This is a genomic window from Paraburkholderia sp. J7, assembly GCF_905220155.1.
Taxonomy (GTDB): Bacteria; Pseudomonadota; Gammaproteobacteria; order Burkholderiales; family Burkholderiaceae; genus Paraburkholderia.
The window spans coordinates 52992-64161 of record NZ_CAJMYZ010000023.1; the positions used below are offsets into that span (position 1 = coordinate 52992).

12 protein-coding genes are annotated in these 11170 nt (G+C 66.9%); 6 read left to right on the forward strand and 6 right to left on the reverse strand.

The window, feature by feature from the left end; all coding sequences use genetic code 11:
- The first annotated feature begins 47 nt into the window (after positions 1-47).
- The 6 genes from U5A58_RS31250 (at position 48) to U5A58_RS31275 (ending at position 5246) form a co-directional block, all read left to right on the forward strand.
- A complete protein-coding gene (locus U5A58_RS31250; protein ID WP_321914681.1) occupies positions 48-1007 on the forward strand; it encodes a UDP-2,3-diacylglucosamine diphosphatase in 960 nt (319 codons plus the stop codon).
- Between the two features lie 67 nt (positions 1008-1074).
- On the forward strand, positions 1075-2106 hold the full coding sequence (locus U5A58_RS31255) for a glycosyltransferase family 1 protein (RefSeq protein WP_321914682.1): 1032 nt from the start codon (positions 1075-1077) through the stop codon (positions 2104-2106).
- Positions 2107-2222: 116 nt separating this feature from the next.
- Positions 2223-2924, forward strand: coding sequence for a diacylglycerol kinase (locus U5A58_RS31260; protein ID WP_321964309.1), 702 nt, complete (start codon positions 2223-2225; stop codon positions 2922-2924).
- 195 nt (positions 2925-3119) lie between these two features.
- A complete protein-coding gene (locus U5A58_RS31265; protein WP_158757374.1) occupies positions 3120-3842 on the forward strand; it encodes a TetR/AcrR family transcriptional regulator in 723 nt (240 codons plus the stop codon).
- 13 nt (positions 3843-3855) lie between these two features.
- Positions 3856-4440 carry a TIGR00730 family Rossman fold protein gene (locus tag U5A58_RS31270; protein WP_321964310.1) on the forward strand — a complete coding sequence of 195 codons (585 nt, stop codon included), beginning with the start codon at positions 3856-3858 and terminating at the stop codon, positions 4438-4440.
- 59 nt (positions 4441-4499) lie between these two features.
- Positions 4500-5246, forward strand: coding sequence for an SDR family oxidoreductase (locus U5A58_RS31275; RefSeq protein WP_321914685.1), 747 nt, complete (start codon positions 4500-4502; stop codon positions 5244-5246).
- 19 nt (positions 5247-5265) lie between these two features.
- Here U5A58_RS31275 and U5A58_RS31280 read toward each other — a convergent pair whose 3' ends face one another.
- The 6 genes from U5A58_RS31280 to sugE form a co-directional block, all read right to left on the reverse strand.
- Positions 5266-5853, reverse strand: coding sequence for a DUF924 family protein (locus U5A58_RS31280; RefSeq protein ID WP_321964311.1), 588 nt, complete (start codon positions 5851-5853; stop codon positions 5266-5268).
- Complete coding sequence (locus tag U5A58_RS31285; RefSeq protein ID WP_321964376.1) at positions 5853-6584, reverse strand: alanyl-tRNA editing protein; 732 nt, start codon at positions 6582-6584, stop codon at positions 5853-5855. The genes U5A58_RS31280 and U5A58_RS31285 overlap by 1 nt, the downstream gene beginning before the upstream one ends.
- Positions 6585-6746: 162 nt before the next feature.
- A complete protein-coding gene (locus U5A58_RS31290) occupies positions 6747-7157 on the reverse strand; it encodes a group II truncated hemoglobin (protein ID WP_158757369.1) in 411 nt (136 codons plus the stop codon).
- Positions 7158-7254: 97 nt separating this feature from the next.
- Entirely contained in the window at positions 7255-9783 is a 2529-nt protein-coding gene (locus U5A58_RS31295) for an ABC transporter permease (RefSeq protein WP_321964377.1), read from the reverse strand.
- Between the two features lie 170 nt (positions 9784-9953).
- Complete coding sequence (locus tag U5A58_RS31300) at positions 9954-10568, reverse strand: DUF4126 domain-containing protein (protein ID WP_321964312.1); 615 nt, start codon at positions 10566-10568, stop codon at positions 9954-9956.
- A gap of 210 nt (positions 10569-10778) precedes the next feature.
- Positions 10779-11099, reverse strand: a complete 321-nt coding sequence (gene sugE, locus U5A58_RS31305; protein ID WP_254319094.1) for a quaternary ammonium compound efflux SMR transporter SugE — start codon at positions 11097-11099, stop codon at positions 10779-10781.
- Positions 11100-11170: the final 71 nt, after the last annotated feature.

The following is an 11170-nucleotide window of genomic DNA, read 5'->3' on the forward strand; positions in this document are numbered from 1 at the left end:
CACGGCGGCATGGCGCAATGCGCGTATTCCAACCTGCCGCGCGCGCCATGGCCCAAAAGACGTCAGCGACCACCCTGTTCCGGCAGACCACCGGACGAGGCACCGATTCCGCCACGTTCCACCCGTCCCCCGGCGGAGCCACCTTTCCCGCCCCGCCCCTGCCGCCCGCTTCGTTCGACGACGCCTCAAGCAGCGGCTCCCACGACGACGATCACCCCGACCCCACGCGCTACCGCACGATCTGGCTGTCCGATATCCATCTCGGCACAGGCGGCTGCCAGGCCTCGTATCTGCTCGACTTTCTGCGCCACAACGAGTCGGAGTATCTGTACCTCGTGGGCGACATCATCGACGGATGGCAGTTGAAGAAGGGCTGGTACTGGCCGCAGGCGCACAACGACGTCGTGCAAAAGGTGCTGCGCAAGGCGCGCAAGGGCACCCAGGTCATCTACATTCCGGGCAACCACGACGAGAGCGCGCGCCAGTTCTGCAATCTCGCGTTCGGTGACATCCACGTGCGCGAGGAAGCCTTTCACACGACGCTTGCCGGCAAACGCTTGTGGGTCGTGCACGGCGACCTGTTCGACGGTGTGATTCAGCACGCCAAGTGGCTCGCCTATCTCGGCGACTCGGCCTATACGCTGATCCTCCTGCTCAACCGCTGGTTCAACCGCGTGCGCGCGAAGCTCGGCTTCCAGTACTGGTCGCTCTCGCAGTACCTCAAGCATCAGGTGAAGAACGCGGTGAACTTCATCTCCTCGTTCGAGCGCGTGATGACCGACGAGGCGCGCCGCCGCGGCTGCGACGGCGTGGTTTGCGGCCACATCCACAAGGCCGAGATCCGCGACATCGACGGCATTCTGTACTGCAACGACGGCGACTGGGTGGAAAGCCTTTCCGCGCTCGTCGAGACGTTCGAGGGCGAGTTGCGCATCGTCTACTGGACCGTGAAGCGCGCACCGGAAGCGCAGGTCTCGACGCGCAAGGCGCGCGTGAGCGCCGTTTGAGAAACGACTACCGCTACGCAACTGCAGCCATAACCGCACTACGTAACGACGAGAGGGCCGACGACCAATGAAAGTAATGATCGTGACCGATGCATGGGAGCCGCAGGTAAATGGCGTGGTTCGAACGCTGAAAAACACGACGCGCGAACTCATCGCGCTCGGACATCAGGTCGAACTGCTCACGCCGCTGGAGTTCCGCACGATACCGTGCCCCACGTACCCGGAAATCAAGCTCTCGCTGTTTCCGAAGCGACATCTGCGGGACCGCATTCGCGCATTCGGCCCCGATGCCATCCACATCGCGACCGAAGGTCCCCTCGGACTCGCCGCGCGCCGCTACGCGATCGATCACGACCTGCCGTTCACGACCGCTTATCACACGCGCTTTCCCGAGTACGTGCAGGCGCGCTTCGGCGTACCGCTGTCCTTGACGTACCGATTCCTGCGCTGGTTCCACAAGCCTTCGCTCGCAGTCATGGCGCCCACGCCCGTCGTGAAGACCGACCTCGAGAAGTTCGGCTTCACGAACGTCGTGCTGTGGACGCGCGGCGTGGACCTCGACATCTTCCGGCCCATGGAGTCGAAGGTGCTCAACACGGCGCGCCCCATCTTCCTCTATGTGGGCCGCGTAGCCGTGGAAAAGAACGTCGAGGCGTTTCTCAAGCTCGATCTGCCAGGCTCGAAATGGGTGTGTGGCGAAGGTCCGGCGCTCGCCGAGCTGAAGTCGCGCTATCCCCAGGCGAATTACCTGGGTGTCCTGAGCCAGCCCGAGCTCGCGAAGGTCTACGCAGCCGCCGACGTCTTCGTGTTCCCGAGCCGCACTGACACTTTCGGCCTCGTGCTGCTCGAAGCGCTCGCATGCGGCACGCCGGTGGCAGCCTACCCGGTGACGGGCCCGATCGACGTGCTCGGCACGGGCGGCGCGGGCTCGATGAACGACGACCTGCGCGAAGCGTGTCTCGAAGCGTTGAAGATCGATCGCGCCGAGGCGCGCGCCTGGGCCGAGCGCTTCTCGTGGCGTGCGGCTTCGGAGCAATTCGCGGCGCATCTCAAGCCGCGCTCGCGCGCGACGATGGAGCCTTCCAGCGCTGCCGCCTGAGCACGAGGCCGGCCATGGTCCGCGCATCGATTGTCCGCGAGCGCGCCGGGGAGACGGACGACCCCGGCGCAACCGCCTCTCACGCGTGCGATACTGGGGTACTACCTGGCACCACCATGACGCCCCGTCCTCCGTCACCGCCGCATAGCGCCCAAGGCGCACACAATCCCAATCCGCCAGCCCGCCAAAGTGCGGGCGGCTCGACGCGTGCCGCGCGTACCGCCGAAGCGCTCGATCCGCGCGCGCCGGCTTCTGCCGCTAATTCAGCTGCCGCACCCGGCGTCGAGCCGCAAACCGCATCGGTAAGCGAGCACGCCGCTCCTGTCGCGCCACGCGCAGCCCCACCGGAGCCGCCCGAGCCGCCGCACCTGCACGAACCGCTCGGCCCCGACGATCCGCTCGCTCCGTTGCCCTTCAACCCGTACAAGGGCAACCGTGGCATTACCCGAGCATGGAAAGCGCTCAAGTACTCGATCAAGGGCTTTCGCGCCGCCATCCGCGAGGAGAGTGCGTTTCGCCAGGAGCTCACGCTCGCGGCCATCCTCGTGCCCATCGGCGTGTTCATTCCGGTCGAGCCGGTCGAGCGCGTACTGCTGCTCGGCTCGGTGATCCTCGTGCTGATCGTCGAGCTGCTCAATTCGAGCATCGAAAACGCCGTCGACCGCATCGGCCTCGAGCGCAACGAGCTTTCGGGCCGCGCCAAGGACCTGGGCAGCGCGGCCGTCACGCTCGCCTTGCTGCTCTGCGTGCTGACCTGGGGGCTGATCCTCGTACCCCGCTTCGGGCCGCTGCTGCTGCACGGAATCGGCGTACTCTAGCGCCCAAACACCCCCGGATAGCGGGGCCCCGCCTCCGCCCCACGCGCTTGACGGGCGCAAGCTGTCGGTGCGCGCGGGCCGTCGGTTTATAATCGAACGACAGTCTTATAACGACCAACCGCGTCCGGGCCGCGCGCACCGCAACATAGAAGCGGGCGCCTCGCGCCCGGCACAGCATTTTCAGGGCCGGACGACATGGATGCCAAACCTCCCCGCCGTACACGTGAACGGATTCTCGAGTTGTCGTTGAAACTGTTCAATGAAATCGGCGAGCCGAACGTCACCACGACGACCATCGCCGAGGAAATGGAGATCAGTCCAGGCAACCTGTACTACCACTTCCGCAACAAAGACGACATCATCAACAGCATCTTCAGCCAGTTCGAGCAGGAGATCGAAAAGCGTCTGCGCTTTCCCGAAGACCATCGCGCCACCATCGACGAGATGTGGGCGTACCTGCAGTACATGGTGGACTTCACGTGGCGCTACCGCTTTCTCTATCGCGACCTGAACGACCTGCTCGCGCGCAACCGCACGCTGGAGATGCATTTCAAGCAGATCATCAGCCACAAGGTGCACTTCGCGAAGCAGTTCTGCGAGCAGCTCGTGGAAGACGGCGACATGGTCGCCACGCCCGCCGAGATCGATGTGATCTCGACCAACATCGGCGTGATCGCCACCTACTGGCTCTCGTACCAGTTCGTGATGAACCCGCGCAAGTACAACGACCAGGAAGCGATTCGCGACGAGCTGCACCAGGTGAGCGTGCAGATCGTCTCGCTGATGGCGCCGTATCTGCGCGGCCGCGCGCGCGAGCTGTTCGACGATCTCGTCTCGGGCAAGCTCCCGAAGCGCGAGTTCTACGACTACCTGCCGCCGCGCGAAGGCGCGGGCGCCGCCAAGGACAACCGCGAATAAAGGCCAAAGCCGAATGAAAGCAGTCTGCGTGTATTGCGGCTCCTCACCCGGAGCCAATCCGATTTATACCGAAGCCGCCCAGGCCTTTGGCCGCGCGCTCGTCGCCTCGAACCTCGCGCTCGTTTATGGCGGCGGCAAGGTCGGCCTGATGGGCGTGATCGCCGACACCGTGATGGCGGGCGGCGGCCGCGCCATTGGCGTGATTCCCGAGCTGCTGGTGGACAAGGAAGTGGGCCATGCGGGCCTCACCGAGCTGCACGTCGTGCCCGACATGCACCATCGCAAGAAAATGATGGCCGACCTCTCGGACGCGTTCGTCGCGATGCCTGGCGGCGCCGGCACGCTCGAAGAGCTGTTCGAGGTCTACACCTGGGCGCAGCTCGGCTATCACCGCAAGCCGGTGGGCGTGCTGAACATCGGCGGCTTTTACGATCCGCTGATGTCGCTGCTCGACCACACGGTGCGCGAAGGCTTCATGCGCCAGACCTACCGCGACATGCTGCAGACCGACAGCGATCCCGCGGCGCTGATCGCCAAGCTTCAGCGCTACCACGCGCCCGAGAAGGACAAGTGGGCGGACTTGCGCGAGAACGTTTGATCTAGCCGCACGCTTCTGTTCCCTCGACAAACCGCAGTCACTACGATGAGTACGTCGCAATGAGCAAGGTTGTCCTGATCACCGGCGCAAGCCGCGGCATTGGCCGCGCGACGGCGCGTCTGCTTGGCGCGCACGGCTGGACCGTGGGCGTCAACTATCTGCACAACGAACCGGCCGCCGACGAAACCGCCGCCGAAGTGGGCCGCGCAGGCGGCCACGCGCGCGTGCTGCGCGGCGACGTGGCGAACGAGGCGGACGTCATCGCGATGTTCGACGCGCTCGAATCGGCCTATGGCCGTATCGATGCGCTCGTGAACAACGCAGGCATCGTGGCGCCTGGCAGCCAGGTCGCCGACATGAGCGCCGAGCGCCTGAAGCGCATGTTCGACGTGAACGTGTACGGCGCGTTTCTGTGCGCGCGTGAAGCGGCGCGGCGCATGTCGAAGGATCGCGGCGGCGACGGCGGCGCGATCGTCAACGTCTCGTCTGCTGCCGCGCGGCTGGGCTCGCCCAACGAATATGTCGACTATGCGTCGTCGAAGGGCGCGGTCGACACGATGACAATTGGACTTGCCAAGGAACTCGGCCCGCAGGGCGTGCGCGTGAACGCCGTGCGCCCGGGCCTCATCGACACCGAGATTCACGCGAGCGGCGGTCGCCCGGATCGCGCCGCCGTGCTCGGCGCGCAAACGCCGCTCGGCCGGCCCGGCAGCGCCGACGAAGTCGCGCAAACGATCGTGTGGTTGCTGAGCGACGCCGCGTCTTACGTCACAGGCGCCCTGCTCGACGTGAGCGGCGGGCGCTGAAGCCGAGCGCAGGACTCAGCTAGAACGACGAACCGCGCTCGCGCAGGAACGCGGTCTCTTCGTCGGTGGACACGCGGCCCAGTTGCGCATTGCGATGGGGAAAGCGTCCAAAACGCTCGATGACCTTCGCGTGGCGCACTGCGTAATCGTAGTAGCCCTTCCCTTCAGGCTCTTTCGCCAGCTCGCCGAAGAGTCGCAGCGATTCGCGCTGCGCTTCGGCGCTTTCGGCATGCTCGAACGGCAGATAGGCGAACGAGCGGTGCTGCAGCGTGGGCAGACGCAGATCCGCGCCGCTCGCCACCATCGCACGCGCGACGGCAAGCGCCTTGTCGTCCGCGGAGAACGCGTGCGGCGTGCCGCGATGGCAGTTGCGCGAAAACTGGTCGAGCACGATCACGAGCGCGAGCGCACCTTCGGGCGTCTCGCACCATGCGTCGAGTTCGCCCGCGCACGCGGCGTCGAGCAGCGCGCCGAAGCGTTCGCGCAGCTTTGCGTCGAACGCTGCGTTCTTGCGAAACCACATCTTGCGCTCGCGGCCGAAAGCTTCCGAACCCGGCTCACCGAACCAGAAATCGAGCACCTCACGCGCTCGCGCGTCGAGATGCATTACGCCAGTTCCAGCACGAGACGCCGCGTGCGCGCGCTTTTCTTCTCCAGCTTTGCCACGCGCAGCGCACCGATCTCCTGCGTGTTGCGTACGTGCGTGCCGCCGCAAGGCTGCAAGTCCACGCTCTCGATGCGCAAGAGCCGCACACGGCCCAAGCCCATCGGCGGCTTCACGCTCATCGTGCGCACGAGTTCGGGGCGTTGCGCCATCTCTTCGTCGGTGATCCATTCGGTCGCCACCGCATGCGCGCCCGACACGAGTTCGGCAAGCCGCGCCTCCACCATGTCGCGCTCGATCGGCTCGACCGTGGCGAAATCGAGGCGCGCATAGTCGGTCGTGATGCTGCAGCCGTCCACGGGGTACGGCAGCACGGCGCACATCAGATGGCTCGCCGTATGCAGGCGCATGTGCCGGTGGCGGCGCGCCCAGTCGATCTCGGCGCGCACGCGCTCTCCGGCGGCGAGGCGCGCGAGCAGCGCTTCCTGGCCGGGCGCGGGAACGTGCAGCGCGTCGTCGGGCGTCGCGCCTTCGAACTTCGCCTTGCGGGTGTCGGCAATCTCGATGCGCGTGCCGTCGGCGAGCACCAGCGCGCCGGCGTCGCCGGCCTGGCCGCCGCCGAGCGGATAGAACACGGTCTGGTCGAGCCGCACGCCGTCCTCGCCAACGGCAAGCACGGTCGCTTCGCACTGCGTGAGATAGGCGTCTTCGCGAAAGAGCGCGCGGGTGGTCATCATCGTGGGTGTCTCCTTGTTTTGCTGACGGCTGGCCGCGCAAAGGCGGCCGCGATCCAAAGGGGCATTATGGCCGCCTCGTGGAACGCCCCGCTGGACGGCCGCGACGCGCGAGCGCCTGACTGTACCGGCCCACGGACCGGCACAATCGGGCGCGGCGAATCAACCCGGGTGATTGCGCATCCAGTCGGCGGTATCGAAGAACGAGTGCAGCAGGCGCTCGCGCAGCGGCTCCGGCAGGCCCACGTCTTCCATCGCCCACGCCATGCAGCGCAGCCACTGATCGCGCTCGGACGAGGCGATCGCAAACGGCAAATGGCGCGCGCGCAAACGCGGATGACCGAAGCGCTCGATGTAATGGTCCGGGCCGCCAAGCCAGCCGCAGAGGAACCAGAACAGCTTGTCGCGTGAACCGTCGAGCGTTTGCGGGTGCATCGCGCGAATGCCCGCAAAGTCGGCCTCGAGGTCCATCAGGTCATAAAAACGGTCGACGAGCTCGCGCACGCGCGCCTCGCCGCCGACGAGTTCGAAGGCCGTGGGTTTCTGCGGCGCTTCGTCGGCTGGATCGGTCATACGGTTGAATCAGAACAAAAAGAGGGACGGCAACACACTGCCGTAAACCAACAATTCTCGCATAGCGGCGCGTGGCGGCGGGTTGTCGCCTCGCGCCTCAGGCATCGCGCAGCGACTGCAGCGCCGGCCGCGCGAGCACGTGCCGCAGGCTGATCCACCCGCCCACGCCTGCGCACACCACGCCAGCGGCGATGCCGGCCGGGAAGAGCCACGGATCGAACGGGAGATAGAACAGAAACACGTGCGTGGCGAGCACCGAGCCGATCACCTGCGCGCCGATCGCCGCCAAGAGCCCCGCGAGCGCCCCCACGGAGATGAACTCGGCCACCTGCACCGCGCGCACCTGCTGGTGCGAAGCCCCGAGCGCGCGCAGCAGCGCCGACTCGCGCATGCGCTCATCGCGCGTGCCCGCGAGCGCCGCGTAGAGCACCAGCACGCCGGCGGCGAGCGTAAAGAGAAAGAGGAACTGCACCGCGCCGATCACCTGCTCGAGCACGCGCTCGATCTGCGCGAGAATCGGAGCGATGTCGATCGCGGTGACGTTGGGATAGCGCGCGACGAGACCGTCCACGACCTCGCGCTGTCCAGGCGGCAGGTGAAAGCTCGTGATGTAGGTCGCCGGAAAATCGCGCAGCAGCCCGGGCGGCATCAGCACGAAGAAGTTGACCTTGAACGAGCCCCAGTCGAGCTTGCGCACGCTCGTCACGGGCGCCGTGACTTCGAGGCCGGTCACGTCGAACTTGAGCACGTCGCCGGGCTTCACGTTGATGAGCTTCGCGAGACCCTGCTCGATCGAAAGCTGCGGCGTGCCCGAATCGCCATACCAGGCGCCCGCCTCGATGCGGTTGTCGTCGGGCAGCTTCGTCGTGTACGAGAGATTGAACTCGCGGTCCACCAGGCGGCGCGCATCCTCGCTCTTGTACGAGTCGGGATTCACGGGCTTGCCGTTGATCGAGATGAGGCGCCCGCGCACCATCGGCTGGAGATCGCTATCGTTGGCGCCGGCAATGCCATGCGTGCGCAGCCAGGCCGCCACGGCGTCGCGCTGGTCGGGCTGGATGTCGATGAGGAACTCATTGGGCGCGTCTGGCGGTGTGGACTTGCGCCAGCCATCGACGAGGTCGTTGCGCGTCATCGCGATCAGCAACAGGCACATGAGGCCGATGGCGAGCGCCGTGATCTGCAGCGCGCTTGCGCCCGGCCGCCGTTCGAGCGACGCCAGCGCATAGCGCCAGCCCACGCCCGCGCGCGCCTGGCCGGAGAGCCGCCCGCTGCGCGCCACGCGCGCAGCACACCAGAGCGCCACGCGCGCCACGCAAGCGAACAAGAGCAGCCCGATCGCGAAGCCGCCAGCGACGATGCCGCCGAGCTTCAACTCGCCCGCCGCGATCACGAGCAGCCCCGCAAAGAGCGCAATGCCAACGCCATACGCCGCCCACGCGGCGCGCCCTTCGTCGCCCCACTCGCGGCGCAGCACGCGCACCGGCGGCACGCGCGTGAGCGGCAAGAGCGGCGGCAGCGCGAAGCCGAGCAGCAACACGAGGCCAGCGGCGATGCCTTCGAGCACGGGCAGCGGTCCGGGCTGCGGCAGCACGACGTCAATGAGATTGCCGAGCCACGCCAGCAGCGCGAGGTGGCCCGCGTAGCCGAGCGCGACGCCTACCGCCCCGCCCGTGAGCCCGAGCCCAGCGAACTCCAGCACGAAGAGCGTGCGCAGCGTACGTTGACTCGCGCCGAGGCAGCGCATCGCCGCGCACGCATCGAGATGGCGGCGCGTGTAGCGATGCGCGGCCATCGCGATCGCCACGGCCGCGAGCAGCGCCGTGAGCAACGAAACGAGCGTGAGGAAGTGGCGCGCGCGGTCGAGCGTCTCGCGCACCTGCGGCTGGCCGTCCTGGAGCGATTCGAGCGCGACGCCGCGCATCTTGCCGCCATCCACACGCTCGCGCGACCAGGACGCGAACTGCGCGACGGCCGGATCGGCGCCCGCCACGAGCAACCGGTAGGTCACGCGGCTGCCATAGCCGATCAGCCCCGTCGACGCGACTTCGTCCGCGCGCATCATGAGGCGCGGCGAGAAGTTCACGAAGGAAAAGCCACGGTCGAGTTCTTTGGTGATGAGCGCGTTCACGGTGAAGGTGCGCGTGCCGACCTTCACTGTGTCGCCAATATGCAACTTGAGCGCTTCGAGCAGTTCGTCGTCCACCCAGACGGTGCCGGGTGGCGGAATGCCCTGCGCCGCATGATCGGGCGCGCCCGGCGCCGCGGCGATGCGCAGCGCGCCGCGCAGCGGATAGTTCGCCGACACGGCTTTGATGGCTGCAAGGCGCGTGGCCGTTGCGCCAGGAGCGGCGGAAGCGCCGGCCCCCGAACCCACCATGCTCGGAAAGATCGCCGTGGTCGCCGTGCGCAGCGAGAGCGACTGCGCCTCGCGCGCAAACATGGGATCGACCGGGTGATCGGCGCGCACGATGAAATCGGCGGCGATCATGCGCCGGGCGTCGCGTTCGAGACCGCGCTGCAGGCGGTCGGCGAGAAAGCCGACGCTGGCGAGCGCCGCCACGGCGAGCACGAGCGCGAGCAGCAGCATGGTCAGTTCGCCCGCGCGCCAATCGCGTGCCGTCATGCGCGCGGCAAGATGCACGAGATCGGACCAGCCTGGGGTGGTACGCACGGCCACGGGCCCACGACCGCCCTGGCCGCCGCCGGTTGCGCCGGGCGGCTCAGCCTGCACGAAGCCCGGGCCGCCTTCGCTGCGCGGAGGCTTTGCGTTGGAAGAAGGAGGCGCGCCGCCGCTCAATCGTGACGACCCCGCAACGAAAGACGCGAAACCATGTGCGTCGCCATGCCGCGAAAACCGCCTTGCACGCCGCGCCACAGGCGTGGCAGCGCCCAGGCCGCGAGCACGAGAAAGGCCACGAGCATGACAAGGAAGAGCAGCGGCACGAAGAACGCGAGCAGCACGCCCACGAAGGTCATGCCGTCCTCGGCGCTCGACGTGACGACGTTCGATACCGGCTCGGGAGAAAGATTGATGAGCGCGCGCGTGCCCGCCTTGGCGAGATGCGCCGTGCCTGCGAGTGTGCCGCCCGCCAGCGCGGCGACGGTCAACAGCGCCGGATCGGCGTGACCGAGCGCGCCGGCCGCCAGCACGGCTCCAGCCGGAATGCGAATGAACGTATGCACCGCGTCCCAGAGCGAGTCGAACGCGGGGATCTTGTCGGCGAGGAATTCGAGCACCGTGAGCGCTGCGGCAATGCCGATCACCCATGGCGAAGCGAGCACGACAAGCGTGTCGGGGAGGTGAATCAGGCCAAGACGTTGCAGTACGCCGGCCATCAGCACCGTGAGGTAGAGGCGCAGGCCGCTGCCCCAGGACAGGCCCGCTGCTAGCGAAAGTGGTTCCAGCATGGCTGCCTCCTCGCGCGGCGCGGCCGGGGCGCCGGCGCTCCACGCGCGAAACAGGAGAGCAGGCGCTGTGCGCACACGCTCGCCGCTCATGCGGCGCGGAGTGTTATCGGGTTATGACCGTTCCATTATAGCCACGCTCGCTGCGGTGCCGCAGCGGTGTTGCGCGGCCGCGGCACTGGGTGATGGCCGAAGTATGCACAGCGAATTGAATCAAGCCGCCGAAGAAAGCTTGAGACCGATGAGGCCAAGCACGATCAGCGCGGCACTCGCCACACGCGCGGCACTCACGGCCTCCCCCATCATGACGATGCCGAACACGAACGCGCCGACCGCGCCAATGCCCGTCCACACCGCATAGGCGGTGCCGAGCGGCAATTGACGCATGGCCATGGCGAGCAGGACAAAGCTGCCCAGCGCCGTGACCACGGTGAACACCGAGGGCCAGAGCCGCGTGAATCCTTCGGAAGATTTGAGACCGGCGGCCCACGCCACTTCGAGCAGGCCAGCGATGAGAAGAAGAAACCAGGACATGGGGAACGCTCCATTCAAAAATGGGGCCGTCCCCGATGACAAAGAACTGCAAGGCCGTCCTTACAGAACTG